This is a genomic window from Streptomyces sp. NPDC017246, from assembly GCF_044331325.1.
GTDB lineage: Bacteria > Actinomycetota > Actinomycetes > Streptomycetales > Streptomycetaceae > Streptomyces.
The window spans coordinates 1-26,431 of sequence record NZ_JBIRMW010000031.1 but is presented as its reverse complement, the minus strand read 5'-3'; the positions used below and the strand labels follow the sequence as shown (position 1 = coordinate 26,431).

The window sequence follows — 26,431 nt, the reverse complement described above, 5'->3', positions numbered from 1 at the left end:
CGCCAGGGGGGTGTGAGAGGTCGGGATACGGGGAACCTTCTGGTCTCCCACCGCGTTTCCGGTACGTGCACAGTGACATCGCGGTGACAGGGTGTGGCGACGGGCGGGGTGCGGCTACGATGACCGGCACAAGGACGGACGGCGTCAGAGAGTCGTCCTCTGGGGCGGCGCCCGGTGCTACCCCCGGTTCGGGGAGCCGGGGAGAGCCGTTGCCGGGGCGAGGAGGACGGGGCATGGTGCAGAAGGCCAAGATCCTCCTGGTCGATGACCGGCCGGAGAATCTGCTGGCGCTGGAGGCCATTCTCTCCGCGCTCGATCAGACGCTGGTGCGGGCATCGTCCGGGGAGGAAGCGCTCAAGGCGCTGTTGACGGACGACTTCGCGGTCATCCTGCTCGACGTGCAGATGCCGGGCATGGACGGATTCGAGACCGCCGCGCACATCAAGCGGCGCGAGCGGACCCGGGACATTCCGATCATCTTTCTCACCGCCATCAACCACGGCCCCCACCACACCTTCCGGGGGTACGCGGCCGGGGCGGTCGACTACATCTCGAAGCCGTTCGACCCGTGGGTGCTGCGCGCCAAGGTCTCCGTCTTCGTCGAGCTGTACATGAAGAACTGCAAGCTGCGCGAGCAGGCCGCGCTGCTGCGGCTGCAGTTGGAGGGTGGCGGCGAGGGCGGTCACGGCAAGGAGGCCGCAGGTCTGCTCGCCGAGCTCTCGGCCCGTCTCGCGGCGGTCGAGGAGCAGGCGGAGGCGCTGTCCAAGCAGCTCGACGACGACTCCGCCGACGCGGCGGCCGTCGCCACCGCCGCGCATCTGGAGCGCAAGCTCACGGGGCTGCGACGGGCCCTGGACGCGCTGGAGCCGGGCACCGGCGCCGCGCCGACGCTGCCGGCCCAGGGCTGACATACCGTCACCGAGGCTTCCGGACCGTCCTGATCCGCCGGGAGCGGGCGTGATGCGACGTCAGCCCGGCACCCCGGCACGGGCGACACGAACGGGTGAGGCGGACAGCCGGTCCTCACACCGGTAACCTCGGCATCATGGCTTCACGTACGTCCGGCAAGGGTTCCCAGGGCACGGCGGGCACCGCAAAGCCGCGCGCCGGCCGTACGGCGGGCGCCGCGAAGAAAGCGGCACCCGCGAAGTCCCCCGCCAAGCCGCCCGCCAAGAAGGCGCCGGCCAAGAATGCCGCGCCCGCCAAGCGCCCGCCCGCGCGGAAGCCGGCGGCGAAGAAGGCCGCGCCCCGGCCCGCGCCGTCCCCGACCGGAGGCGTCTACCGGCTCGCGCGCGGCGCCTGGCTCGGCCTCGCCCACGCGGTGGGGGCGATGTTCCGGGGGATAGGGCGTGGCGCCAAGGGCCTCGACCCGGCCCACCGCAAGGACGGGCTCGCGCTGCTCCTGCTCGGCCTCGCGCTCATCGTCGCCGCGGGCACCTGGTCCAACCTCCGCGGCCCCGTCGGCGACCTCGTCGAGATGCTGGTCACGGGTTCCTTCGGGCGGCTCGATCTGCTGGTGCCGCTGCTGCTCGCCGGGATCGGCGTCCGGCTGATCCTCTACCCGGAGAAGCCCGAGGCCAACGGCCGGATCGTCATCGGCCTCTCCGCCCTCGTCATCGGCGTCCTCGGCCAGGTGCACATCGCCTGCGGCTCACCGGGCCGCGGCGACGGCAGCGAGGCCATGCAGGACGCGGGCGGCCTCGTCGGCTGGGCCGCGTCCCAGCCCCTCGTCTTCATGATGGGCGAGGTCCTCGCCGTACCGATGCTGGTGCTGCTCACCGTCTTCGGGCTGCTCGTGGTCACCGCCACCCCGGTCAACGCGATCCCGCAGCGGCTGCGCGCCCTCGGCGCGAGGCTCGGCCTCGTCGAACCCGCCCACGACCCGGCCGAGGCCGAGGCCTACGAGGACCACGAGGGGTACGACGAGGAGTGGCGGGACGCCCGGCCGCAGTCCCGGACCGCCCGGCCCGTACGGCGCCGCGGTCCGGCGGACCCGTACGACGTGGACCGGGCCGAGGCCGAGATGCTGGACCGGCGGAGCCGTTCGCCCCGCCGGACGGCCGGGCCGGCCGACTTCGACCACGGTCTGGATCCGGTGGACGTCGCCGCCGCCGCGGCCGCCGCGCTCGACGGCGCGGTGCTCAACGGCATGCCGCCGTCCCCGGTCGTCGCCGACCTGACCAGGGACGTCACCGCCGACCGGAAGGCCGCCGCGGCCGCCGCGAAGGCCGCGGCCGAGGCCGCCCGGGCCGCGGAGAAGGGGGCGCCGGCCGCTCCCGTACCGCCGGCCCGTGGGGGAGACCCGCGGCCCGGCGGAGGCGTACCGGATCTCACCAAGCCGGCGCCCGAGCCGACCGATCTGCCGACCCGGGCCGAGCAGCTCCAGCTGTCCGGCGACATCACCTACTCCCTGCCGTCGCTCGACCTCCTGGAGCGGGGCGGGCCGGGCAAGACGCGCAGCGCCGCCAACGACGCCGTGGTGGACTCCCTCTCCAACGTCTTCACCGAGTTCAAGGTCGACGCGGCCGTCACCGGCTTCACCCGGGGGCCGACGGTCACGCGGTACGAGGTCGAGCTCGGCCCCGCCGTGAAGGTCGAGAAGATCACGGCCCTGACCAAGAACATCGCGTACGCCGTGGCCTCGCCCGACGTGCGGATCATCTCGCCGATCCCCGGCAAGTCCGCGGTCGGCATCGAGATCCCGAACAGCGACCGGGAGATGGTCAACCTCGGCGACGTGCTGCGGCTCGCCGCCGCAGCCGAGGACGACCATCCGATGCTGGTGGCGCTCGGCAAGAACGTCGAGGGCGGCTACGAGATGGCCAACCTGGCGAAGATGCCGCACGTCCTGGTGGCCGGGGCCACCGGCTCCGGCAAGTCCTCGTGCATCAACTGCCTGATCACTTCGATCATGATAAGAGCGACCCCCGAGGACGTCCGGATGGTCCTCGTCGACCCCAAGCGGGTCGAGCTCACCGCGTACGAGGGCATCCCGCACCTGATCACCCCGATCATCACCAACCCCAAGAGGGCCGCCGAGGCGCTCCAGTGGGTGGTGAAGGAGATGGACCTCCGCTACGACGACCTGGCGGCCTTCGGCTACCGGCACATCGACGACTTCAACCAGGCGATCCGGGACGGGAAGATCAAGCTGCCCGAGGGCAGCGAGCGGGAGCTCAGCCCCTATCCGTACCTGCTGGTGATCGTCGACGAGCTCGCCGACCTGATGATGGTGGCGCCCCGGGACGTCGAGGACTCGATCGTGCGCATCACGCAGCTCGCGCGCGCCGCCGGTATCCACCTCGTCCTCGCCACCCAGCGGCCGTCCGTGGACGTCGTCACCGGTCTCATCAAGGCGAACGTGCCGTCCCGGCTCGCCTTCGCGACCTCCTCGCTCGCCGACAGCCGCGTCATCCTCGACCAGCCGGGCGCCGAGAAGCTCATCGGAAAGGGTGACGGTCTGTTCCTGCCGATGGGCGCCAACAAGCCCGTCCGCATGCAGGGCGCCTTCGTCACCGAGCACGAGGTCGCGGCCGTCGTGCAGCACTGCAAGGACCAGATGACCCCGGTCTTCCGGGAGGACGTCACCGTCGGGACCCGGCAGAAGAAGGAGATCGACGAGGACATCGGCGACGACCTCGATCTGCTGTGCCAGGCCGCCGAACTGGTCGTCTCCACGCAGTTCGGCTCCACGTCGATGCTCCAGCGGAAGCTGCGCGTCGGCTTCGCGAAGGCGGGCCGGCTGATGGACCTGATGGAGTCGCGGAACATCGTCGGGCCGAGCGAGGGCTCCAAGGCGCGGGACGTGCTGGTCAAGCCCGACGAGTTGGACGATGTGCTCGCCGTCATCCGCGGGGAGTCCGGGGCGTAGGTGGAGGAGTCGCGCCTCCGGGAGCCGGCGGGGCGCGACAGGAGGAGTGGCCGGGGAGTAGCGGCCGGGGAGCGGGGTACCCGATCGAGACCGGGCCGAGACTCACTCGTAAGGGAACGGAGGGCAACCGTTTCCCCTGGCCGTTCGTCAAGTTGAGCGGAGGGACAGAAGGATGTCCCAGCCTCATGGCGTACAAACAGCACCCGCCCGGTTGCCCCACCCTTTCGTACCACCCATAGACTGAACGTCCAGCAGGTGGCTACACGCTCGAAAGGCGCTCTCGTGTCCATCGGCAACTCCCCCGAAGACGACCGGATCTTCCCGGCAGACGACCGGGACTCGATCGGTCGTGCTCTCCAGCAGACCCGCGTCGCCGCCGGTCTCACCGTCGAAGAGGTCAGTGCCTCCACCCGTGTCCGGATCCCGATCGTGCACGCGATCGAGGAGGACGACTTCTCGCGCTGCGGCGGAGACGTCTACGCCCGCGGGCACATCCGTACCCTCGCGCGCGCCGTCGGCCTCGATCCGGCTCCGCTGATCGAGCAGTACGACGCCGAGCACGGTGGGCGTCCCGCGCCCACCCCCGCCGCCCCGCTGTTCGAGGCGGAACGTATCCGCCCCGAGCCGCGTCGGCCCAACTGGACCGCCGCGATGGTCGCGGCCATCGTCGCCGTCGTCGGTTTCGTCGGCTTCACGATGTTCGACGGCAACGGCGCGTCGAAGGGCACCACCACCGCCGAAGGCGGCCCGGCGCCCGCGCCCGAGAAGGCGACGTCCGCCGCCAAACCGAAGCCGGTCAAGCCCGTCGCCCCGAAGCCCACCGAGAGCGCGATCGCCGCGGTCCCGCAGGACAAGGTGACGGTGAAGCTCACCGCCACCGAGGGCAAGAGCTGGATCTCGGCCAAGGCCGCCAACGGCAAGCTCCTCTTCGACGGGCTGCTCCTCGACGGCGAGTCCAAGACCTTCCAGGACGACGAGCGCGTCGACCTGGTCCTCGGCAACGCCGGCGCGATCGAGCTCTACGTCAACGGCAAGAAGGTCGCCGACAAGTTCGAATCCGGCCAGGTCGAGCGGCTCACGTACACCAAGGGCGACCCCGAGGCCGGGTGAGCCCCGCGGCACGGCGGGCGGTGTGACGCCCGCCGAGGCCCGTGATGTGACCTCTGTCGCGCAGGTGAACCCTGCGCGACGGGGTAACGGCCGGGACGAAGTAGTCTTGAGTCCATGCCCGAACGCCGTACCGTCGCCCTTGTCACTCTTGGCTGCGCCCGTAACGAGGTGGACTCGGAGGAGCTCGCAGGCCGCTTGGCAGCGGACGGCTGGGAGCTCGTCGAGAACGCCGAGGACGCGGATGTAGCCGTCGTCAACACCTGTGGATTCGTCGAGGCCGCCAAGAAGGACTCCGTCGACGCCCTCCTCGAAGCCAATGATCTGAAGGACCACGGCAGAACCCAGGCCGTGGTCGCCGTCGGCTGTATGGCCGAGCGGTACGGCAAGGAACTCGCCGAAGCCCTCCCGGAAGCCGACGGCGTCCTCGGCTTCGACGACTACTCCGACATCTCCAACCGCCTCCAGACCATCCTCAACGGTGGCAGTGTCGAGGCGCACACCCCGCGTGACCGGCGCAAGCTGCTGCCGCTCTCGCCCGTCGAGCGCCAGGAGGCCGCCGCCGCGGTGGCCCTCCCGGGACACGGCGTCGTGGACGCCCCCGAGAACGTGCCGAGCGACCTTCCGGACGGTCTCGCGCCCGCCTCCGGGCCGCGCGCGCCGCTCCGCCGCCGGCTGGACACCAGCCCCGTCGCCTCCGTGAAGCTCGCCTCCGGCTGCGACCGGCGCTGCTCCTTCTGCGCCATCCCCTCCTTCCGCGGCTCCTTCGTCTCGCGCCGTCCCTCCGACGTGCTGAACGAGACGCGCTGGCTCGCCGAGCAGGGGGTCAAGGAGGTCATGCTGGTCTCCGAGAACAACACCTCCTACGGCAAGGACCTCGGTGACATCCGGCTCCTGGAGAGCCTGCTGCCCGAGCTGGCCGCCGTGGACGGCATCGAGCGGGTCCGCGTCAGCTACCTCCAGCCCGCCGAGATGCGCCCCGGCCTGATCGACGTCCTCACGTCGACCGAGAAGGTCGTGCCGTACTTCGACCTGTCCTTCCAGCACAGCGCCCCCGACGTGCTGCGGGCCATGCGCCGCTTCGGCGACACCGACCGCTTCCTGGAGCTCCTGGAGACCATCCGCTCCAAGGCCCCGACGGCCGGTGCCCGCTCCAACTTCATCGTCGGCTTCCCCGGCGAGACCGAGGCCGACTTCGCCGAGCTGGAACGCTTCGTCACCCACGCCCGGCTCGACGCCATCGGAGTCTTCGGCTACTCGGACGAGGACGGCACCGAGGCCGCCACGTACGAGCACAAGCTCGACCAGGACGTCGTCGACGCACGGCTCGCCCACCTCTCCCGGCTCGCCGAGGAGCTCACCGCCCAGCGCGCGGAGGAGCGGATCGGAGAGACCCTTGAAGTACTGGTCGAGTCCGTCGACGAGGAGGACGGTGTGATCGGCCGGGCCGCCCACCAGGCGCCCGAGACCGACGGCCAGGTGGTCCTCACCACGGCAAGCGGTGCGAGCCCCGACCTGACGCCGGGCCGTATGGTCATGGCGAAGGTCGTCGGCACGGAAGGCGTCGACCTGGTGGCCGAGTGTCTTTTCGAGGAGGCAGCCAGATGACCGGAGTCCCGGCATCCGCGACGAACGGGACCGGTAGGCCCGCGCCCCGCGGCAAGCTGGGCTCGGCGGCCGTCAATCAGGCCAGCCTGTGGAACATCGCCAACATCCTGACCATGATCCGGCTCGTGCTCGTGCCGGGCTTCGTGCTGCTCCTCTTCCAGGACGGCGGCCACGATCCCGCATGGCGCGCCTGGGCCTGGGCGGCGTTCGCCGTCGCCATGATCACGGACGTCTTCGACGGACACCTCGCCCGGGCGTACAACCTGGTGACGGACTTCGGGAAGATCGCCGACCCGATCGCCGACAAGGCGATCATGGCGGCCGGCCTCATCTCGCTGTCCCTGCTCGGGGACCTGCCCTGGTGGGTCACCGGGGTCATCCTCGCCCGTGAGCTGGGGATCACCCTGATGCGGTTCTGGGTGATCAGACACGGGATCATCCCCGCCAGCCGCGGCGGAAAGATGAAGACGCTGGCCCAGGGCACGGCGGTCGGCATGTACGTGCTGATGCTCACCGGGCCGCTGGCCACCCTGCGCTTCTGGGTGATGGCACTGGCCGTCGTGCTGACGGTCGTCACCGGACTCGACTACGTCCGCCAGGCGGTCGTGCTGCGCCGCAAGGGTCTCGCCGCCGAGCGGGACGCCGCGCGCTCGGAGGCGGCGACGCGATGAACGGGGCCGCCCGGGTGCTGGCGCTGCTCGCGGAGCGTGGTCACACGCTGGCCGCCGCGGAGTCGCTCACGGGTGGTCTGGTGGCCGCGGAGCTCACCGGTGTCCCCGGCGCCTCGGCCTCCTTCCGGGGGTCCGTCACGGCCTACGCCACGGCCCTCAAGCAGGAGCTGCTCGGCGTCGACGCCGCCCTGCTCGCGGAGCGCGGAGCGGTGGATCCCGAGGTCGCACTGCAGATGGCGGCCGGTGTACGGGCCCGGCTCGGCGCCGACTGGGGGATCTCGACCACCGGCGTCGCGGGACCCGACCCGCAGGACGGACAGCCCGTCGGAACCGTCTACGTCGCCGTCGCGGGCCCGGCCGGGACCGGTGCCCACGCCGGGAAAGTGGTCTCGTTGAGGTTGAACGGCGACCGCGCGGACATCCGTAGAGAGAGCGTCCGGAGCGTGCTGGAGCTGCTCCATGAGGAACTCTCGGGAAATGCGCGGGCACAGGATACGGAACACAACGGGGGGAATTGATGTTTGCAGCCCTGAGTGAACACGACATCGCTCCCCGCACGGCCGCAGCGCGAGGCGGTACGGTGGGGCGTGAAGGATGCGGCTACGCGGTCCGAGGAGGGAGCCACCGATGATTCTGCTCCGTCGCCTGTTGGGTGACGTGCTGCGTCGGCAGCGCCAGCGCCAAGGCCGTACTCTGCGCGAAGTCTCCTCGTCCGCCCGAGTCTCGCTCGGCTATCTCTCCGAGGTGGAGCGGGGGCAGAAGGAGGCTTCCTCCGAGCTGCTCTCCGCGATCTGCGACGCGCTGGACGTACGGATGTCCGAGCTCATGCGTGAAGTGAGCGACGAGCTGTCACTGGCCGAACTGGCCGAGTCGGCAGCGGCGAGCGAACCGGTGCCGACGCCGGTACGCCCGAGGCTCAATTCGGTGTCGGTGACGTCGGTGGCAGGTGTGTCCACCGGGCGGGTGACCATCAAGGCGCCCGCGGAAGCGGTCAACGTCGTCGCCGCCTGATCGGCGCTGTCCGAACCGAAACGGGGATCAGCCCCGGTCGGTGCCTCCTCGTGAGGCGCCGACCGGGGCTTTTCTCTTTTCCCCTGGTGGTGCGGCGGTTTGCCTGAGATGCCGGGGTCCGGTGTGCCGTGCCATGGTGGAAAACATACGACTGGGCCGTGTGCGCCGGGTTTGCCCCCGGTGCGCCCTCCCGCGGGGTGATCCTGCCGGTCTAGCGTCGACGGCAGGAGGCGGCCATGGTAAGGCGACGGTTGCCGCCGGCAACGCTCGCGCTGGTCGCGATCGGGCTGGCGGCCGGGGGGCTCTGGTGGTGGGCCGTGCTGCGCCTGCTGCTCGCCCCGGGAGAGACCGGGACGATCGAGGGGGCGGTCGCCGCGGGCGGTTGGGGGCTGAGCCTGCTGCCCGTGCACGTGGCCGCCTCGTCGGGGCGGCCGGGCCTGCTCGCCCGGCGCGTCACCAGGGCATCGCGACGCCGCCGTTGGGGCGCAGGATCTGGCCTGTCGTGAACGCGGAGGCGTCCGACGCGAGGTGCAGGACGGCATGCGCGATGTCCATGGCCTCACCGACCCGGCCCAGCGGTGAGTGGCGGATCATCGCGGCCTCCGCCTGCTCCTGGGCGGCCGGCTCGTGGCGGTCCGTCATGGGGGTGCGGATCCAGCCCGGGGCCACCGCGTTCACCCGGATGCCGTGCCGGCCGACCTCCGTCGCCAGCGTCTTCGTCATCTGGACCACGGCCGCCTTCGTGACGCTGTAGCAGAGCAGCCCCGGGCTCGCGGCGTCCATCGCGCCCGACGCCATCGTGACGATCGAACCGCGGACTCCGGCGGCGATCATCGAGCGGGCCGCCTCCTGGCAGGCGTAGAGCACGCCCTTGAAGTTGACGGCGAGGACGCGGTCGAGGTCCTCGTCGCGGGTCTCCAGGACCGAGCTCGTGTGCATGATCCCGGCGACCGCGGCCATGACGTGGAGAGGGCCCGCCGCGCGGACGGCGGCGGCGAGGGCGGGCCTGTCGGTGACGTCGAGGGTGTGCGGGTGCGCGGTGCCGCCCTCGCGGGCGATCAGGTCCACGGTCTCCGCGAGGCCGTGCCCGTCGCGGTCCGCGCCGTGCACGGTGGCGCCGGCCTGGGCGAGGAGGAACGCCGTCGCGCGGCCGATGCCGCCGGCGGCGCCGGTGACGAACGCGGTGCGGCCGGTGAGGTCGTAGGCCGGGAGGGGCGTCGCCGCGGTGCGGGCCTCGGCCGCCGTGCGGGCCTTGTCCGTCGTGCGGGGCTCGTCCGCGGTGCCTGTCGCGCCTGCCGTGCCCGTCGCGCTCGCCGTGTTCGTCATGCTCGGACCGTACGACCGGATCTGACGGTCCGTCAATTAGTGGGAGCGGGAGGCATGGCCGGAGTGGTGTCGTCGGGGCCCCGCTGGCAGCCGGGGCACCAGTACGTGACCCGGTCGCCGAGCTCCGCCTTGCGGATCGGCGCGCCGCAGCGGAGACAGGGGTGCCCCGCGCGGCCGTAGACATGGAGCGGGACGGCCAGGCGGCGAGTGGTGGTCGTACGCCGGTCGGGGCGGTCCTTGTTCGCCTCCAGGAGGCGGTGGGCGGTCGCCACCAGACGGGCGGGGACATCGGGGTCGAGCTCGCCGACCGGGAGCCAGGGCGTCACTCCGGCGAGGAAGGCCAGCTCCGACTTGTACACATTGCCGATGCCGGCCAGGTTCCGCTGGTCCAGCAGGGCCTCGCCGAGGGGGCGGGCGGGGTCCGCGGTCAGCCGGCGGGCGGCCTCCTCGGCGTCCCAGCCGGGGCCCAGCAGGTCCGGGCCGAGGTGCCCCACCACGTCCGACTCCTCCGCGGTGCGGATGAGTTCCAGGACCGGGAGCCGGTAGCCGTACGCGGTGGACTCCTCGTTTCCGAGGATCGCCCGGATCTGGTGGTCGGGGCCGCCGCGCGGGCGCTCCCCGGTGGCGTACACCCGCCAGGCGCCGTCCATCCGCAGATGCGAGTGGAGGGTCAGACCGCCCTCGACGCGGGCGAGGAGGTGCTTGCCGCGCGGGGTGACGTCGAGGAGCGTCCGGCCCGTGAGGTCGGCGGTGGCGAATCTGGGCACCCTCAGGTCCGCGCGGGTCAGTACGCGGCCGGCGAGGGCGGTGTGCAGGCGGTGGGCGGCCTGCCAGATGGTGTCTCCTTCGGGCACGGTTCCATTCTGCGGGGTGGGGGCGCTCGGGTGGGCTTGTGGGTCGGGTGGTGGGCGGGAGCGGGGCGGGTGGGTGGGCGCCAGTGGGGGACGTCCGAGGTGTGCGGCGTCCTGGTGGGTGGCGTCGGTGCGGGGAGCCTGGGCCCGGCAGGGGCGTCGTCCGTTGTGCCCACCCGTTCCGCCCCAGCGGAACGAATGCCCACAACGGGGTGGGAGGGCCGCGGTGCGGGGAGCTGGGCGGACGGGTGGCTGCCTCGGGGTGGGTCAGGGGCGGAGGCGGAGGCCTCTGGGGGTGGCCAGGAAGCCTGCTGTTTCCAGGGGGCGGGCCAGCGGGGAGGTGAGGGACGTCGCGCCGTTGATGCGCTCCACCGTCACCGTGCCCAGGGTTCCCGCCCGGGCCGAGGCCGCCAGGGCCTCGGCCGCCGCCGTCAGGGCCGGGTCGTCCGGGTCCGAGGGCCAGGACAGGAGCGTCTTGCCGCCGCGCTCCATGTAGAGCGTGAGTTCGCCGTCGACCAGGACCACCAGGGCGCCCGCCTTGCGCCCCGGCTTGTGCCCGGCGTCGGTCGGCGGCTCGGGCCAGGGCAGGGCCGCCCCGTACGCGCTCGCCGGATCGGCCGCCGCGAGCACCAGCGCGCGCGGACCGGCCGCCGCGTCCACGCCCCGGTCCCGGGCGGTCGCCGCGGCCCGCAGCCGGTCCACCGCCCCGTCCATCGCGAACTGGGCCGCACCCAGTCCCTCCACCACATAGCCGCGCCGGGCCTGTCCGCTGTCCTCGAAGGCGGCCAGGATCCGGTACACGGCCGAGAAGCCGCCCTCCACACCCTCCGCGGCCACCGCGCCACGGGTCACCACGCCGTGCCGGTCCAGGAGGGTACGGGCGAGGGCGTGCGCCCGGTGGGTCGGCTCCGGTTCGAGCGCGGGCAGCAGCGACCAGCGGCCGGAGACCGTGGGCGGGCCGGTGCGGGAGGCGGGGCGGGCGGCGGCCGTCAGCGTGCCGTACCGGCCGCGCGGGACCGTGCGGCGCGCGCGGTGCGCGGTGGATCCGGCGGTGCGGCCCGAGCCGAGGAGCGCGCGCAATGGGGCGAGCGTGTCGTTGGTGAGCCGGCCCGACCAGGCCAGGTCCCAGACGGCGTCCGCGAGCTGTGGGTCGGTGGCGTCCGGGTGTGTGGTGGCCCGGACCTGGTCGGCGATCTGGCGGAAGAACAGGCCGTACCCGCCGGAGAGGGCCGAGAGCACCGACTCGTGCAGCGCCGAGAGCTCCAGCGGATGCGGCGGCGGGAGGAGCAGCGGCGCCGCGTCCGCGAGGTACAGCGAGACCCAGCCGTCCTTGCCGGGCAGCGAGCCGGCTCCCGCCCAGAGGACCTCGCCGGTGGTGGTCAGCTCGTCGAGCACCGCCGGGGAGTAGTCCCGGACCCGGGACGGCAGGATCAGCTTCTCCAGCGCGGAGGCGGGCACCGGCGCGCCCTGGAGCTGCTCGATCGCGCGGGCCACCCCGTCGATGCCGCGCAGACCGCTGCCGCCCAGGTGCTGCCACTGCGGCAGGAAGGAGGCGAGCGCCGCCGGGGACACCGGTTCCACCTCGTGCCGCAGGGCCGCCAGGGAGCGACGGCGCAGCCGGCGCAGGACCGTGGCGTCGCACCACTCCTGGCCGATGCCGGAGGGGTGGAACTCGCCCTGGACGACCCGGCCCGAGGCGGCGAGCCGCTGGAGGGCGCCGTCGGTGACGGCCGCGCCCAGACCGAAGCGGCCTGCGGCCCCGGACGAGGTGAACGGGCCGTGCGTGCGCGCGTACCGTGCGAGCAGGTCGCCCAGCGGGTCCTTGACCGGCTCGGTGAAGGCCTCCGGTACGCCGACCGGCAGGGCCGTGCCCAGGGCGTCCCGGAGCCGTCCGGCGTCCTCGACGGCCGCCCAGTGCTCGCGGCCCCCGATCCGCACCTGGATCGCCCGGCGCGCTCTCTCGAGCTCGGGCGCCCAGCCCGCCTCGGCGCCGCGCTCGCCCAGCTCGGCGTCGGTGAGCGGGCCCAGGACCCGCAGCAGGTCGGCGACGCCCTCCACGTCCTTGATCCGCCGGTCGTCCGTCAGCCACTGGAGCTCCCGCTCCAGCTCGGTCAGGACGTCCGCGTCGAGCAGCTCACGCAGTTCCGCCTGGCCGAGCAGCTCGGCGAGGAGCCGGGAGTCCAGGGAGAGGGCGGCAGCCCGCCGCTCGGCGAGCGGGGAGTCCCCCTCGTACAGGAACTGCGCCACGTAGCCGAAGAGCAGCGAGCGGGCGAAGGGGGACGGCTCGGGGGTGGTGACCTCGACCAGGCGGACCCGGCGGGCCTCGATGTCTCCCATCAGCTCCGTCAGACCGGGGAGGTCGAAGACGTCCTGGAGGCACTCGCGGACCGCTTCCAGGACGATCGGGAACGAGCCGAACTCGCTCGCCACCTGGAGGAGCTGGGCCGCGCGCTGCCGCTGCTGCCACAGCGGGGTGCGCTTGCCGGGGTTGCGCTTGGGCAGCAGCAGGGCGCGCGCGGCGCACTCGCGGAAGCGGGACGCGAACAGTGCGGAGCCGCCCACCTGGTCGGTGACGATCTGCCCGATCTCGCCCTTGTCGAAGAGGGCGTCGGCCGCGCCGACGGGCGCCTTGTCCGCGTCGTACGTCGTGTCGAGGTGCCGGCCGGGGTCGACCGGTTCGTGGTCCAGCAGGTCGAGGCCCATGTCCAGGCCCATCAGGTCGGCGTCCGGCAGGCGCAGCACGATGCCGTCGTCCGCGTGCATCACCTGGGCGTCCATGCCGTACCGCTCGGCCAGCCGGGCACCGAGCGCCAGCGCCCACGGGGCGTGCACCTGCGCCCCGAACGGCGAGTGGATGACGACCCGCCAGTCCCCCAGCTCGTCCCGGAAGCGCTCGACCAGGATCGTCCGGTCGTCCGGCACATGGCCGCAGGCCTCGCGCTGCTCCTTGAGGTACGCCAGGACGTTCTCGGCGGCCCAGGCGTCCAGGCCCGCAGCGAGCAGGCGCAGCCGGGCGTCCTCGTCCGAGAGGGCGCCGACCTCGCGGAGGAAAGCGCCCACCGCCCGGCCCAGTTCGAGCGGGCGGCCCAGCTGGTCGCCCTTCCAGAACGGCAGCCTGCCCGGCACGCCGGGCGCGGGCGTGACGAGGACCCGGTCCCGGGTGATGTCCTGGATCCGCCAGGAGGTGGTGCCGAGGGTGAACACGTCGCCGACCCGCGACTCGTACACCATCTCCTCGTCGAGCTCCCCGACCCTGCCCCCGCCCTTCTTGGGGTCCGAGCCCGCGAGGAACACGCCGAACAGGCCCCGGTCGGGGATGGTGCCGCCCGAGGTGACGGCGAGGCGCTGCGCGCCCGGCCGCCCCGTGACCGTCCCGGCGACCCGGTCCCAGACCACGCGCGGGCGCAGCTCGGCGAAGGCGTCCGACGGGTACCGGCCCGCGAGCATGTCGAGCACACCGGTGAACGCCGACTCGGGCAGCGACGCGAAGGGCGCCGCCCGGCGCACCAGGGCCAGCAGGTCGTCCACCTGCCAGGTGTCGAGCGCGACGACGGCGACGAGCTGCTGGGCGAGGACGTCCAGCGGGTTCGCCGGGATCCGCATCGACTCGATCGCACCCGAACGCATCCGCTCGGTGACCACGGCCGCCTGCACCAGATCACCCCGGTACTTGGGGAAGACCACGCCCGTCGACACGGCGCCGACCTGGTGCCCGGCGCGCCCCACGCGCTGGAGCCCGGACGCCACCGACGGCGGCGACTCGACCTGCACGACGAGGTCGACCGCACCCATGTCGATGCCCAGCTCCAGGCTGGAGGTGGCCACCACGGCGGGCAGCCGGCCCGCCTTCAGGTCCTCCTCCACCTGGGCGCGCTGCTCCTTCGACACCGAGCCGTGGTGGGCGCGGGCGAGCAGCGACGGGGCGCCCTTCGCCGCCCCCGACTGGGCCATGATCTCGGCCGGTGGGGACCCCTCGGGGAGGGGTTCGCCGGTCGCCCGCTCGTACGCGATCTCGTTGAGCCGGTTGCACAGGCGCTCGGCGAGACGGCGGGAGTTGGCGAAGACGATCGTGGAGCGGTGGGCCTGGACGAGGTCGGCGATCCGCTCCTCGACGTGTGGCCAGATCGACGGCTTGTCGCCGCCGTCCCCGCCCTCGGATGCGGGGGAACCGCCCAGCTCGCCCATGTCCTCGACGGGGACGACGACGGAGAGGTCGAACTCCTTCCCCGACGGCGGCTGGACGATCTCCACGGCGCGCCCCGGCGACAGGTAACGGGCCACCTCGTCCACCGGGCGGACGGTGGCCGACAGGCCGATCCGGCGCGCGGGGCGGGGCAGCAGCTCGTCGAGCCGCTCCAGGGACAGGGCCAGGTGCGCGCCCCGCTTCGTGCTCGCGACCGCGTGGACCTCGTCCAGGATGACCGTCTCCACGCCCGCGAGGGCCTCACGGGTGGCGGAGGTCAGCATCAGGAACAGCGACTCGGGGGTGGTGATCAGGATGTCCGGGGGCCGGGTCGCCAGCGCCCGGCGCTCGGCGGGCGGGGTGTCACCGGACCGGATGCCGACCCGGATGTCCGGCTCGGGCAGCCCGAGGCGCACCGACTCCTGGCGGATTCCGGTCAGGGGCGAGCGCAGGTTCCGCTCGACGTCCACGGCGAGGGCCTTCAGCGGCGACACGTACAGCACGCGGCAGCGCTTCTTCGGCTCGGCCGGCGGGGGCGAGGCGGCCAGCCGGTCCAGCGAGGCGAGGAACGCGGCCAGTGTCTTGCCCGAGCCGGTCGGAGCGACGACGAGCACGTCGGAGCCAGCCCCGATGGCCTTCCAAGCGCCCTCCTGCGCCGCCGTGGGCGCGGTGAAGGCCCCGGTGAACCAACCACGGGTCGCGGGGGAGAACGAGTCGAGCGCGGACCTGACCATGCCACCCATCGTGCACCCGAGCACTGACAACCGCCGGGACCTGGGGATATCCGTCCGCGCCGGGCCGCGGCTCCGGCAGCGGGCACACCCGGCGCCACGGCGACGCCCGGGGGCCTGTCGCAGAATGGAGGCATGGCGAGCGGGGAGCGGGCACGGTACTGGCAGTACGCCGAGCTGCCCGGGGTCGACCTGCTGCACGCCCACTACATCCGCAAGGCCTTCGCCCGGCACACCCACGAGACCTTCGTCTTCGCCGCGATCACCGAGGGCGTCGAGGCCTTCCACTACCGCGACGAGCTCGTCCACGCGAGCCCCGGCCAGATCGCCCTGGTGAACCCCGACACCCCGCACACCGGGCACGCGGGCGTGCCCGAGGGCTGGACGTACCGCACGATCTACCCCGACGCGGAGATCGTCCGTTCCATCGCGGCCGACACCCTCGCCCTGCGCGGCTCGGTCGGCTTCACCTCGCCCGTCGTGGACGACCCGTACGCCTCCCGGCTCGTCGTCGGAGTCCACCGGGCCGCCGAGGAGGGCAACGCGCTCGCCGCCGACAGTCTGCTCCGGCTGGTCACGGCCCGGATGCTGCGCAGCCACGGCGGGATCGTCACCCCGCTCCCGCCCCGCTCGGCGGGCGCCCGGAACGCGGCACGCGCGCGTGCGGTCCTGGAGGACCGGATGGCGGAACCCCCGACCCTGGAGCGGCTCGCCGCGGATCTCGATACCAGCCCGTTCGCCCTGCTCCGGGCCTTCCGGGACGCGTACGGGATGCCCCCGCACACCTGGCTCACCGACGCGCGCGTACGCCGGGCCAGACAGCTCCTCGACGCCGGGACGCCTCCCGCGGAGGCGGCCGCGGTCGTCGGCTTCACCGACCAGTCGCATCTCAACCGGCACTTCACCCGCAGCGTCGGGGTGCCGCCCGGGGCGTACCAACGCGCGCGGGGCGGCGGATCCGGGCCTCCCCCCGGCTCCGCCGCAAGAACGTACAAGACCGGTCCGCCGGAGCTGCCGTACCGTCCCTGACGTGGCAGAACAGACAGCACCTCCCGTCATACCCGACAGCACACCGGCCCCGCCCGAACCCGACGCGGCCGTCGTCCGCGACGCCCTCGGCGTCGGCGTCGCCGTCGGGCTCTCCGGCTTCGCCTTCGGCGTGACCTCGGCGGGCTCCGGCCTCAGCGTCCTCCAGACCTGCGTCCTCAGCCTGCTCGTCTTCACCGGCGCCTCGCAGTTCGCCCTGGTCGGAGCGCTCGCCGCGGGCGGCAATCCCTTCACGGCCGCCGCGGGCGCCTTCTTCCTCGGCACCCGCAACGCCTTCTACGGGCTGCGGCTCTCCCAGCTCCTCGCCGTACCCAAGGCCGTCAGGCCGCTCGCCGCACACTGGGTGATCGACGAGACCACGGCCGTCGCCCTCGCCCAGCCGTCCCGCCGGGCCGCCAGGATCGGCTTCACCGTCACCGGGCTCACGCTGTACGTCCTCTGGAACGCGACCACCCTGCTCGGGGCGCTCGGCGCCGAGGCGATCGGCGACACCGCGGCCTGGGGGCTCGACGCGGCCGGTCCCGCCGTCTTCCTCGCCCTGCTCGCCCCCATGCTGAAGTCCGCGACCGAGCGGGCCACCGCCGGGATCGCCGTCCTGCTCGGCCTCGGGCTGCTGCCCGTGCTGCCCGCCGGGGTCCCGGTCCTCGCCGCGGCCCTCGCCGCGCCCCTCGTGCTCTGGTTCCAGGGCCGCCGCATGGCCCCCGCCGGACGAGAGAAGGACTCCCGATGACCGTCTGGATCGCGATCGCCCTGACCGCCGCCGGGTGCTACCTGGTGAAGCTGGTCGGCCTGCTCGTACCCGCCGGGGCGCTGGAGCGGCCGCTCGTCCAGCGGCTCGCCGCGCTGCTCCCCGTCGCGCTGCTCGCCGCGCTCACCGCACAGCAGACGTTCGGCGCGGGCGACACCGTCGTCCTGGACGCCCGCGCCGCGGGACTCGCCGCGGCCGCCGTCGCGCTCGTCCTGCGGGCCCCCTTCCTGGTCGTCGTGGGCGCGGCCGTCGCCGTCACGGCGGGCGTACGGGCCCTGGGCTGGTGATCGGCGGGTGCCGAGCGCGGCGTGCCGGGTGCCGGGTGCCGGGTGCCGGGTGCCGGGCGTCGGGTGCCGACCGGTGATCGCCCGGCCTTCCGCGGTCAGTCGAGGGGGCGGCCGTGGGCGCGCAGGGTGCGCAGGGCCTCGATCGTGACGATCGGCCGCCACTCCAGGGCAGAGCCGGGAGCCCAGGCGCGCCAGCGGATCGGCCAGCCGCCGTCCTCCTGCTGGTCGGCCGCGAGCCGGTCGAGGGAACGGGCCATCTCCTTGTCCGTGAACCAGCGCGCGGCCAGCGAGTCCGGCACGCGCGCGTAGTCGTGCGGGAAGTGCAGCTCCCCGGGCGCGTACCCCTCCGGCACGGGGTAGTCCCCCTCCTTGCCCGGGTCCAGCACGGCGAGCCGCTGCTCGCGGACCAGCCGTCCGAGCCGGTGGGCGGCCGCCTCCGCGCGCGAGCGGTCCGGCGCCCCGTCCAGGAAGGCGACGGCGGCCTCGATCTCGTACGGATGCGAGGTCTCCAGCGACTCCACGGCCCACCAGCAGAACTCGGTGGCCCGGAACAGCCACGCGTGCCACACCTGGTTGCGGTGCAGCACCCCGACCACCGGGCCGGTCGTCAGCAGCGCGCTCGGCGGGGAGTCCACGACCGGGACGAACGGCGCGGACGGGTAGCCGCGCTGCGACGGATGGATCGCCGGGAGCGCGCCGTCATGGGTCGACACGTCCGTGAGGTAGCGGCAGATCCGCTCCACGCGCAGCCCGCCGCAGCGGCCGATCGAGTCCAGCACCCGGAGCCCGTGCGCCGTGTGCAGGGGCTGGCTGACCGGCCCGCGCAGATCGGGTTCGAGCGCGTGGCCGTAGCCGCCGTCCTCGTCGAGGTAGGCGGCGAGGGCCGTCTCCACCTGATCCGCGCCACCGCGCAGGAAGTGGTAGGCGAACCGGCGCTGTTCGAGGACACGGGCCGTCAGCCAGACGAAACGCTCGGCTCGGGCCAGGGGGGTCGCGGGCGGGGAGGAGAGGGGTTTTTCGGCCATGCTCCGACCGTAGGGCGGAAAGTCGCGGTGACAAGGGCTACGGAGCGGGCTGCACTCTTGGGAGCGGGATACTGGGGTCATGCGGTTGACGATTTTCTGGGAGCGGATGGCGGACCACTTCGGTGCGTCCTACGCCGAGTCCTTCGCACGGGACCATGTGATGGCCGAACTCGGCGGGCGGACGGTGCGCGAGGCGCTGGACGCCGGCTGGGAGGCGAAGGACGTGTGGCGGGCCGTCTGCGCGGCCGTCGGCGTACCGGCCGACAAGCGGTGAGCGGCCGACGGGGATGTGCGGGGTCCCGGCCGGAATGTCCGCGCGGTGCGCGAGACTGACGGGGTGGCCCCGACTGACGACACCGACGCGACCGACCTGACCGCATCGAACGATTCGACCGGACCGACCGGATCCGCCGGATCGACGGCATCCGCGGCGCCGACCGGCGGAGGCGGCGGCGGCGCGCCGACGCCCCCCGCCGCTCAGGACTCTCCCGCTCCGGGCGCCCGGATGCCGCGCTGGCTGCCCCGCGCGCTCGTCCTGGCCCTCGCGCTCTACTCCTGCTTCCTGCTCGGCAACTGGGCCTTCCACCAGCTCATCGGGCTCCTCGTCAACATCCTGCTCGCGTTCTTCCTCGCCCTCGCCATCGAACCGGCGGTCGGGCGCATGGCGGCGCGCGGAATGCGACGCGGGCTCGCCACCTTCCTCGTGTTCTTCGCCGTCCTGATCTTCACCGTCGGCTTCATCGTCCTGCTGGGCTCGATGCTCGCCGGCCAGATCGTCGACATGGTCGAGAACTTCCCCAAGTACCTCGACTCGTTGATCAACTGGATCAACGAGACCTTCCACACGGAGCTGTCGCGCGTCGAGGTGCAGGACAGCGTCCTGAGCTCCGACTGGCTGCAGAAGTACGTGCAGAACAGCGCGTCCGGCGTGCTCGACGTCTCCGCCACCGTCCTCGGCGGCCTGTTCCGACTCCTGATGATCTTCCTGTTCTCGTTCTACTTCGCGGCCGACGGCCCCCGGCTCCGGCGCGCGCTCTGCTCCGTCCTGCCGCCCGCCCGGCAGACCGAGGTGCTGCGGGCCTGGGAGATCGCGGTCGACAAGACCGGCGGCTATCTCTACTCGCGCGGTCTCATGGCCCTCATCTCGGGCGTCGCGCACTTCGTGCTCTTCCAGATCCTCGGGGTGCCCTACGCGCCCGCGCTCGCGGTGTGGGTCGGTCTGGTCTCGCAGTTCATCCCGACCATCGGCACCTATCTCGCCGGTGCCCTGCCGATGCTGATCGCCTTCACCGTGAACCCCTGGTACGCGCTGTGGGTGCTCTGCTTCGTCGTGGTCTACCAGCAGTTCGAGAACTACATGCTCCAGCCGAAGCTCACCTCCAAGACGGTGGACATCCACCCGGCGGTGGCGTTCGGCTCGGTCATCGCGGGGACGGCACTGCTCGGCGCCGTCGGCGCGCTGATCGCCATTCCGGCCGTCGCCACCCTCCAGGCCTTCCTCGGTGCCTATGTGAAGCGGTACGACGTGACGGACGACCCGCGGGTCCACGGTCACCGGCGCTACGGCGAGGCGGTGGTGGCGCGGCTGCAGAAGGCCCTGCACCACAAGAAGGAGGCCGCCCTGGAGCAGGCGGAGCAGCCGGAGGAGACTTCGGGGCCCGAGAGGTCTGAGGGACCTGAGGGACCTGAAGGGGGTTCGGGGCCGAAGGGGCCCCGGGCGCCCGGGGAGTCCTGAGCCGGGACGTCCGGAAGCCGCGGCTCAGAGGTACGAGGGCCGGGTGACCCGGTGCCGGAACGCGTGCCAGATCCACGCCTGGACGGCCACGAGCAGCGGAGTGACCACCAGCAGGGCGGGCACGAGCAGAGCGAGCGTGGTGGGGGCGGCCGCCCGCTCGGAGAGCGGGAGCGCGGTTCCCGCCCAGAGCGGCAGCCCGCCCATCAGGACCGCGGTGAGCGCGAACGGCTGCCACGGGTGTCCGGTGCGTCCCACGAGCCGGCGGGCCCGCTCGTACGGGACACCGGTGAGCCGGAGCGTGGCGAACCCCAGCCCGTGCGCCGAGAACAGCGCGGCCACGGCGAGCGCGGTCAGGATGGCCGTGGGGCCGGTCGCCGGTGTGTACGGCCGCCCGGTGAGCAGGGCCGCGAGCAGCCATCCCCAGGAGAGCGCGACGGTCCAGCTCCCGCAGGTGACGGCCGCGTCGCAGCCCGCACGCCAGCGCGGGCCCGGACCGCGGCCCCGTGACCAGAGTCCGGCGTCCCGGACGATCCAGCCGGTCAGCAGGGCCACGAGGACCGGGAACTGGCCGCTCAGGAGCTCCCCTTCGAGGGCGGGGAAGCAGCCGACGAGGACCCCGACGGTGGCGACCAGCCAGACCTCGTTGCCCAGGAAGAAGGGGGCGAAGGAGCTGAGGACGAGCCGCCGCTCGGGGTCGCTCCGGCCGAGCCAGGGGGTGAGCATGCCGGTGCCGATGTCCGCCCCGGCGAGGACGAACCAGCCCACCGCGAAGAAGGCGAGCAGGGCGATGGCCAGGGTCTCCACGGGGGCTCCTCGGGCATTTCTCGGGGGTGCGGGCGGGAACGGAGCTCGGTAGCGGGGTGCTGGGAGGGAGCGGGGCTCAGTACCGGGGTGCCGGGCGGGAAACGGGGCTCAGCCGCGGATGCCGGGCGGGGAAACGGGCTCAGTAGCGGGGTGCCGGGAGGGTGTCGGCCGGGTCGGGTGTTCCGTCCTCCGCCTCGGCGGGGCGTTCGTCGTGGCCGAGGCCCGACTCGACCGGGCCCCGCCGGGCGTGCCGGGTGAGGAGCCAGGCGTTGAGGGCGGCGAGCAGGACGAAGACCGTGGTGAAGACGGTGAGCGAGAGACGCATCGTGCCGGGGGAGAGGTCCGACACCGCGTCCTCCGTCTTCAGCAGTCCGTAGACCACCCAGGGCTGCCGACCGGACTCCCGGAAGACCCAGCCGCTGATCATCGCGATGTACGGCAGGGGTACGGCCGCCATGAGCACGAGGTGCCAGAGCCGGAACCGGAAGACGGCCTTCTTGAACGCGGCCAGGATCATCCCGGCGAAGCACAGGTACATCATCAGCGCGAAGCTGATCAGCATCAGCAGCGCGCCGCCCCGGGTCCAGGCCTCCGAGGGCACGTAGTCGCCGGGACCGAAGCGCTCCGTCAACTCCGCCTGCACCCGGGCGATCTCCGCGGTCTTCCCGCTGAACACGGCCGACTTCATCGGCTGGAAGGTGTCGAGCACCGCGAACTGCACACCGCCGAAGACGGCCGTCACCATCAGCGCGGGCGCCGAGAGGAACACCCCGATCCGCAGGCTGCGCCCGAAGAACGCCCATTCCGGGGTCCGCCGGAAGAGGTGGTACGCGCTGACCCCGGCCATGAAGAAGCCGGCCGTCAGCAGCGCCCCCGCCAGGACATGGCCGAAGGCGAGCAGCGCGGAGGGGTTGGTGAGGACGGCGACCGGGTCGTCGAGGACGAGCTCGCCGTTCTCGGAGCCGTGTCCCACCGGGTGGTTGAGGAAGCCGTTGGACACGAGGATCCAGTACGCCGACAGGTAGGCGGTGAGGACGACGATCCAGATCGCGGCCAGGTGGGCCCAGCGGTTGAGCCGGTTCCAGCCGAAGATCCACAGGCCGAGGAAGGTCGACTCGACGAAGAACGCCACGATCGTCTCGACGGCGAGCGAGGCCCCGAGGATGTTGCCCGCCTCGTGGGTGAGCCCGCTCCAGGTCATGCCGAACTGGAACTCCATCACGAGGCCGGTGACGATCCCGACCGCGTAGTTGATCACGTACAGCTGGCCCCAGAAGCGCACCATGCGCGCGTCCTGCGGCTTCCGGCTGAACGTGGCCTTCGTCTGGAGCACGGCCACGACGGTCGCGAGCCCCAGGGTGAGGGCCACGAAGAGGAAGTGGCCGCCCGCGGTGAGGGCGAACTGAAGCCGCGCGAGATCGAGTACGTCCTGGTTCACCCGATCAGCGTCGGCGTACGGTCAGGGGTCCGGCGTCACCCCCGGGATGACACCGGCCGTACCCCAGCGGTTGCGCCGGTCCACGCGCGCGTACCCCGTGAGTTGTGCCGGCCGGTCCCTGTCCCCTAGGGGTGTCGTGCCGATCAGGCCAGCCAGCCCGGCGTGATCATTCCGGACTCGTACGCCAGGATCACCAGCTGGGCCCGGTCCCGTACGGCCAGCTTGGTCATGATCCGGCTGACATGGGTCTTCGCCGTCGCGGGGGAGAGGACGAGACGGCCCGCGATCTCGTCGTTGGAGAGCCCGGCCCCCACCAGGCCGAGGACCTCCCGCTCCCGCTCGGTGAGGGCGTTGAGCCGGGGGCTCGGATCCGGCTGACGGTCGGCCCTGCCCGCGAACTCGGCGATCAGACGGCGGGTCACGGCCGGGGCGATCAGGGCGTCGCCGCGCGCCACGACCCGTACCGCGTGCAGCAGTTCCATCGGCTCCGTGTCTTTCACGAGGAAGCCCGACGCGCCCGCCCGCAGCGCCCCGTACACATGGTCGTCGGCGTCGAAGGTGGTGAGGATGACCACCCGTACCCCTTCGAGCCGCTCGTCGGCGGTGATGCGGCGGGTGGCCTCGAGACCGTCGAGCACCGGCATGCGGATGTCCATCAGGACGACGTCCGGGCGCAGTTCGCGGGCGAGCCCGATCGCCTGCTCCCCGTCCCCGGCCTCGCCGACGACCTCGATGTCCTCCTCGTCGGAGAGGATCGACCGGAAGCCGGCCCGGACCAGGGTCTGGTCGTCGGCGAGCACGACACGGATCATCGGGGGTCCCCCTCGGACGTGGTGGGTTCGGGAGCGGCGGGAGTGGCGGGTTCGGCGAGCGGCAGCCGGGCGTCCACCCGGAAACCGCCGGCGTCCCCATTCTCGGCCGTCAGCTCACCGCCGAACGCACGGGCCCGCTCCGCCATGCCCCGGATGCCGCTGCCCGGCGCCCCTCCCTCCGGCGCACCCCCGCCGTCGTCCTCGATCCGCAGCCGCACCGCGTCCGTCCCCCAGTCGAGGGTGACGTGGACCGATCCCGCGCCCGAGTGGCGGGTCACGTTCGTCAGCGACTCCTGGACGATCCGGTACGCGGCGAGGTCCACGGGCGGCGGAAGCGGCACGGGCGTGCCCGTGGTCTCCGTACGCACGTCGAGACCGGCGCTCCGGGCACGCCCGAGGAGATCGCCGAGCAGCGCGAGACCGGAGGCCGACGGGGCGGTGGGCGTGGGCTCGTCGGCGCGGCGCAGGACCCCGAGGGTCGCCCGCAGTTCGCGCAGCGCGTCCTTGCTGGTGGCCTTCACCGCCTCCAGGGCCTCGGTGGCCGTGACGAGCCCGGCCTCGGGGGCGGGCCCCTTCCCCAGCCGGTGCAGGGCGGCGCCGGACTGGACGTTGATCAGCGAGATGCTGTGGCCGAGCACGTCGTGCACCTCGCGGGCGATCCGCAGCCGCTCCTCGGTGGCACTCTGCCGGGCGCGGGCCTCCTGCTCCCGCTCGGCGGCGAGCGCCCGCTGCTCCACCTCGTGGAGATAGGCGGTCCGGGTGCGCTGGGCCCGGCCCACCGCGACGAGGCTGATCAGCCAGCCGGCCAGCATCACGAGCGAGGTGTCGTCGATCTGCCGGTGCCCCGGCCGCTGCCGGAACTCTCCGAAGCCGACCGCGAGCAGGGTGACGGCGGCGAGAGCGACGGAGGCGGCGAAACGGCCCTCGGCGGCGGTCGTGTAGAGCGCGAGCGCGAAGGCGATCATGAGCGGGCCGTCCTGCGAGGACAGCGGGTAGTAGACGACGCAGGCCAGCAGCGTGACGACGGCCACGGCGACCGGCTGCCTGCGCCGGAAGTACAGCGCCCCGCACCCGACCAGGATGAGCGCCCAGCCGATCACCGTACGGCCGGCCGGCTCGCTCGCGTACTGCGCGGAGACGAGTGTCCAGGCGGCGACGACGGCCAGGACGACACCCGCCACGAGGGCGTCGGCGGCCCGCGACGACAGACGCCCGCCGCCGGGGGAACGGAGGGGGAGGGACATGCGCCGAAGGATAGGCGGGGGGACGGCGGCGGGGCGTGCGCGCGGCCGCCGCCGCTCTGCGGCCGAGGTCGTCCTCGTGGTGCCTCGGCGGTGCGGGAGCGTCGGATCGGGCGGCCTCGGGGGGCTTCGATGATGTTCGGGTACTCGGACGAGTGGCGGATGCTGTTCTTCGTGCCGGTGGTGCTGTGGGTGCCGTTCGGGCCCTTCCTCATGGCGGGCATGGGGGTGTGGTGCGCCCGGCGGCCCGGACGGCGGCCGCGGCTGTGGTCCGTGCTGCTGCCGCTGGTGCCGGTGGTGGTCTCCGCCATCGCCATGATCATGCCCCTGGAACGCTGGGACGACGCCAGCCACGCCGACGACCTCCTGGGCTATGTCCTCGTGTAAGTGCTGGGCATCACCGTGCTGCCGTGGGTGCTCGGGTACGGCAGCACGCGGGGGGTGGGGGCGGTGCGGGCCGTTCGGGGCCGCCGAAGCCGGGGCCGGGGCCGGAGCCGGAGCTGGAGGAGGCCAGGTGGTCGCGTCCGTCGCCGCTCATCCCGGGCTCTCCGAGGCGCGGTTGCGCGCCATGGGGGACCGTCATGGAGTGCAGGTCGTCGCCGGGGTCGCTGCGAATCCGGACGCCACCCCGGCCCTGCTGGAGTGGCTGACCCGGCGTGGACCGTCCGCGCGGAAGGCGTTCCGCGCGGTCGCCCGGCATCGCCGTGCGACCGCCGCGGCGCTGCTCGCCTGCCTGGCGGACGGGCGGGCGAGGCCCATGGCCGCCGGCCATCCCTCCCTCCCTTCCGCCGTCGGTCGTCGTGGAGTTGCTCGGCGACACCGACGGGCAGGTGGCCGAAGCGGCTGCCGCCAATCCGTCGCTCCCGCTCTCCGTGATGACGGAGCTGATGCCGGGCCCGGGAGCCGATTGTCAACCAAGGTTGACGTGACGGGGCGTGTCAACGTAAGTTGACACCATGAGCGATGCGACCGATCTCGCCGTGCGGGCGGGTGACCGCGACCCCCGAATCGGGCTGCGGGCCGTCTCCGCCCTGCGGCGACTGCTGGAACAGCTGGAAGCCGTCCAAGTGCGCAGTGCGCGCAACCAGGGGTGGTCGTGGCAGGAGATCGCGACCGAACTGGGAGTCAGTCGGCAGGCCGTCCACAAGAAGTACGGGAGGCAGTGATGTTCGAGCGGTTCACGAAATCCGCGCGCGCCGTCGTCAAGGGGGCGGTCGAGCACGCCGAGCGGGGCGGTGCGACGGTCGTCACCGAGGAGCATCTGCTCCTGGCCCTGCTCGACCGGGAGGGCAGTCCGGCGGCGGACGCGCTGCTCACGCTGTGCCCGCCCGACCGCCGCTCGTCCTTGGCCGACGACCTGGCCGACGCCCGGCGCCGGGCGGGGCTGTCCCGGGCGGACACGGAGGCCCTGGCGGGCCTCGGCATCGACGTCGGCGCCATCGTGGCGCGGGTGGAGGAGACCCACGGCGCGGGCGCGCTCGCGGGCGACCGCAAGGACTCCGGGTGGCGCTCGGGCCGCCGGTCCTTCTCGCGGGAGGCCAAGAGCGTCCTGGAGAAGTCCCTCCGGATGGCGCTGGCGCGCAAGGACCGCGAGATCGGCGACGAGCACATCCTCCTGGCGCTGACCGGTGCCGGCGGGGTCGTCGCGGAGGTCCTGGCCGACCACGGCGTCTCGTACGCCTCCGTCGACACCGCGCTCTCCGGCGCGACGGCCGGCTGACCCGCGCCCGGTCGTCGAGGTGACGGGGCTCATCGCCTGGTCACCTCGGCGGCCGGGCCGACGCTTCACGGCCGGCTGGGACGCTCGGTGGTCAACCCGGAACTCTCGGTTACGGAAAGCTGTCCTGTGACATCGAACCTTGAGCGTGTGCCATCGAAGTTTGAGTGACTGGTGCTGTGACCGCAAAGGTCCACCGGGGCCGGGAGGGGTGAGGA

24 protein-coding genes and 1 pseudogene are annotated in these 26,431 nt (G+C 73.0%); 17 read left to right on the top strand and 8 right to left on the bottom strand.

All coding sequences use genetic code 11. From position 1 onward, the window contains the following. Positions 1-233: 233 nt before the first annotated feature. The 8 genes from ACH4MY_RS37670 (at position 234) to ACH4MY_RS37635 (ending at position 8,774) form a co-directional block, all read left to right on the top strand. Positions 234-908 carry a two-component system response regulator gene (locus ACH4MY_RS37670; RefSeq protein WP_306328141.1) on the top strand — a complete coding sequence of 225 codons (675 nt, stop codon included), beginning with the start codon at positions 234-236 and terminating at the stop codon, positions 906-908. A 137-nt stretch (positions 909-1,045) separates the two neighbouring features. Further along, complete coding sequence (locus tag ACH4MY_RS37665) at positions 1,046-3,871, top strand: DNA translocase FtsK (protein ID WP_398009299.1); 2,826 nt, start codon at positions 1,046-1,048, stop codon at positions 3,869-3,871. 282 nt (positions 3,872-4,153) lie between these two features. Then, positions 4,154-4,981, top strand: a complete 828-nt coding sequence (locus ACH4MY_RS37660) for a helix-turn-helix domain-containing protein (RefSeq protein ID WP_398009297.1) — start codon at positions 4,154-4,156, stop codon at positions 4,979-4,981. 114 nt (positions 4,982-5,095) lie between these two features. Continuing rightward, positions 5,096-6,586 (top strand): 30S ribosomal protein S12 methylthiotransferase RimO, encoded by a 1,491-nt coding sequence (gene rimO, locus ACH4MY_RS37655; RefSeq protein WP_398009295.1) that lies wholly within the window; start codon positions 5,096-5,098, stop codon positions 6,584-6,586. Next, positions 6,583-7,257, top strand: coding sequence for a CDP-diacylglycerol--glycerol-3-phosphate 3-phosphatidyltransferase (pgsA, locus tag ACH4MY_RS37650; RefSeq protein WP_398009293.1), 675 nt, complete (start codon positions 6,583-6,585; stop codon positions 7,255-7,257). The genes rimO and pgsA overlap by 4 nt, the downstream gene beginning before the upstream one ends. Beyond that, entirely contained in the window at positions 7,254-7,775 is a 522-nt protein-coding gene (locus ACH4MY_RS37645) for a CinA family protein (protein WP_398009291.1), read from the top strand. Before pgsA ends, ACH4MY_RS37645 begins: the two co-directional genes overlap by 4 nt. A gap of 109 nt (positions 7,776-7,884) precedes the next feature. Beyond that, positions 7,885-8,268, top strand: a complete 384-nt coding sequence (locus ACH4MY_RS37640) for a helix-turn-helix domain-containing protein (protein ID WP_398009289.1) — start codon at positions 7,885-7,887, stop codon at positions 8,266-8,268. Between the two features lie 236 nt (positions 8,269-8,504). After that, entirely contained in the window at positions 8,505-8,774 is a 270-nt protein-coding gene (locus ACH4MY_RS37635; protein ID WP_398009287.1) for a hypothetical protein, read from the top strand. On the opposite strand, the gene ACH4MY_RS37630 is transcribed toward ACH4MY_RS37635, so the two are convergent. From ACH4MY_RS37630 to ACH4MY_RS37620, 3 genes are all read right to left on the bottom strand, one after another. Then, positions 8,722-9,594, bottom strand: coding sequence for an SDR family NAD(P)-dependent oxidoreductase (locus ACH4MY_RS37630; RefSeq protein ID WP_398009285.1), 873 nt, complete (start codon positions 9,592-9,594; stop codon positions 8,722-8,724). The genes ACH4MY_RS37635 and ACH4MY_RS37630 overlap by 53 nt on opposite strands. 32 nt (positions 9,595-9,626) lie before the next feature. Then, positions 9,627-10,448, bottom strand: a complete 822-nt coding sequence (locus ACH4MY_RS37625; RefSeq protein WP_398009283.1) for a DNA-formamidopyrimidine glycosylase family protein — start codon at positions 10,446-10,448, stop codon at positions 9,627-9,629. A gap of 264 nt (positions 10,449-10,712) precedes the next feature. Next, entirely contained in the window at positions 10,713-15,362 is a 4,650-nt protein-coding gene (locus ACH4MY_RS37620; protein WP_398009281.1) for a DEAD/DEAH box helicase, read from the bottom strand. A gap of 132 nt (positions 15,363-15,494) precedes the next feature. On the opposite strand from ACH4MY_RS37620, the gene ACH4MY_RS37615 reads away from it, so the two are divergent. Genes ACH4MY_RS37615 through ACH4MY_RS37605 form a run of 3 tightly spaced genes read left to right on the top strand, consistent with a single transcriptional unit; the run spans position 15,495 to position 17,441 of the window. Then, positions 15,495-16,388, top strand: coding sequence for an AraC family transcriptional regulator (locus tag ACH4MY_RS37615; RefSeq protein ID WP_398009279.1), 894 nt, complete (start codon positions 15,495-15,497; stop codon positions 16,386-16,388). A 1-nt stretch (position 16,389) separates the two neighbouring features. Beyond that, entirely contained in the window at positions 16,390-17,136 is a 747-nt protein-coding gene (locus ACH4MY_RS37610; RefSeq protein WP_398009277.1) for an AzlC family ABC transporter permease, read from the top strand. After that, on the top strand, positions 17,133-17,441 hold the full coding sequence (locus ACH4MY_RS37605; RefSeq protein WP_398009276.1) for an AzlD domain-containing protein: 309 nt from the start codon (positions 17,133-17,135) through the stop codon (positions 17,439-17,441). The genes ACH4MY_RS37610 and ACH4MY_RS37605 overlap by 4 nt, the downstream gene beginning before the upstream one ends. A gap of 95 nt (positions 17,442-17,536) precedes the next feature. Here ACH4MY_RS37605 and ACH4MY_RS37600 read toward each other — a convergent pair whose 3' ends face one another. Next, positions 17,537-18,466, bottom strand: a complete 930-nt coding sequence (locus tag ACH4MY_RS37600; RefSeq protein ID WP_398009274.1) for a hypothetical protein — start codon at positions 18,464-18,466, stop codon at positions 17,537-17,539. Positions 18,467-18,545: 79 nt separating this feature from the next. On the opposite strand from ACH4MY_RS37600, the gene ACH4MY_RS37595 reads away from it, so the two are divergent. Beyond that, on the top strand, positions 18,546-18,740 hold the full coding sequence (locus ACH4MY_RS37595; protein WP_398009272.1) for a DUF3046 domain-containing protein: 195 nt from the start codon (positions 18,546-18,548) through the stop codon (positions 18,738-18,740). 231 nt (positions 18,741-18,971) lie between these two features. Next, positions 18,972-20,201 carry an AI-2E family transporter gene (locus ACH4MY_RS37590; RefSeq protein WP_398009305.1) on the top strand — a complete coding sequence of 410 codons (1,230 nt, stop codon included), beginning with the start codon at positions 18,972-18,974 and terminating at the stop codon, positions 20,199-20,201. Between the two features lie 24 nt (positions 20,202-20,225). Here ACH4MY_RS37590 and ACH4MY_RS37585 read toward each other — a convergent pair whose 3' ends face one another. The 4 genes from ACH4MY_RS37585 to ACH4MY_RS37570 all read right to left on the bottom strand — a co-directional run bounded on the left by ACH4MY_RS37585 (position 20,226) and on the right by ACH4MY_RS37570 (position 24,499). Further along, a complete protein-coding gene (locus tag ACH4MY_RS37585; RefSeq protein ID WP_398009270.1) occupies positions 20,226-21,005 on the bottom strand; it encodes a cytochrome d ubiquinol oxidase subunit II in 780 nt (259 codons plus the stop codon). A gap of 139 nt (positions 21,006-21,144) precedes the next feature. Continuing rightward, positions 21,145-22,443, bottom strand: coding sequence for a cytochrome ubiquinol oxidase subunit I (locus ACH4MY_RS37580; RefSeq protein WP_398009268.1), 1,299 nt, complete (start codon positions 22,441-22,443; stop codon positions 21,145-21,147). A 143-nt stretch (positions 22,444-22,586) separates the two neighbouring features. Then, entirely contained in the window at positions 22,587-23,255 is a 669-nt protein-coding gene (locus ACH4MY_RS37575; RefSeq protein ID WP_351908213.1) for a response regulator transcription factor, read from the bottom strand. Further along, entirely contained in the window at positions 23,252-24,499 is a 1,248-nt protein-coding gene (locus ACH4MY_RS37570; protein WP_398009266.1) for a sensor histidine kinase, read from the bottom strand. Before ACH4MY_RS37570 ends, ACH4MY_RS37575 begins: the two co-directional genes overlap by 4 nt. Before the next feature lie 129 nt (positions 24,500-24,628). Between ACH4MY_RS37570 and ACH4MY_RS37565 the strand changes: the two genes are divergently transcribed. From ACH4MY_RS37565 to ACH4MY_RS37550, 4 genes and pseudogenes are all read left to right on the top strand, one after another. Then, a complete protein-coding gene (locus tag ACH4MY_RS37565) occupies positions 24,629-24,883 on the top strand; it encodes a hypothetical protein (RefSeq protein WP_398009264.1) in 255 nt (84 codons plus the stop codon). Positions 24,884-25,007: 124 nt separating this feature from the next. Beyond that, a pseudogene (locus ACH4MY_RS37560) lies at positions 25,008-25,425 on the top strand (hypothetical protein); the annotation flags it as partial. Positions 25,426-25,452: 27 nt separating this feature from the next. Then, positions 25,453-25,662 (top strand): helix-turn-helix domain-containing protein, encoded by a 210-nt coding sequence (locus tag ACH4MY_RS37555; RefSeq protein ID WP_189834716.1) that lies wholly within the window; start codon positions 25,453-25,455, stop codon positions 25,660-25,662. Continuing rightward, the gene (locus tag ACH4MY_RS37550) at positions 25,662-26,216 is read left to right on the top strand and encodes a Clp protease N-terminal domain-containing protein (protein WP_398009262.1); all 555 of its coding nucleotides are present in this window, start codon (positions 25,662-25,664) and stop codon (positions 26,214-26,216) included. Before ACH4MY_RS37555 ends, ACH4MY_RS37550 begins: the two co-directional genes overlap by 1 nt. The last annotated feature ends 215 nt before the right edge of the window (positions 26,217-26,431 follow it).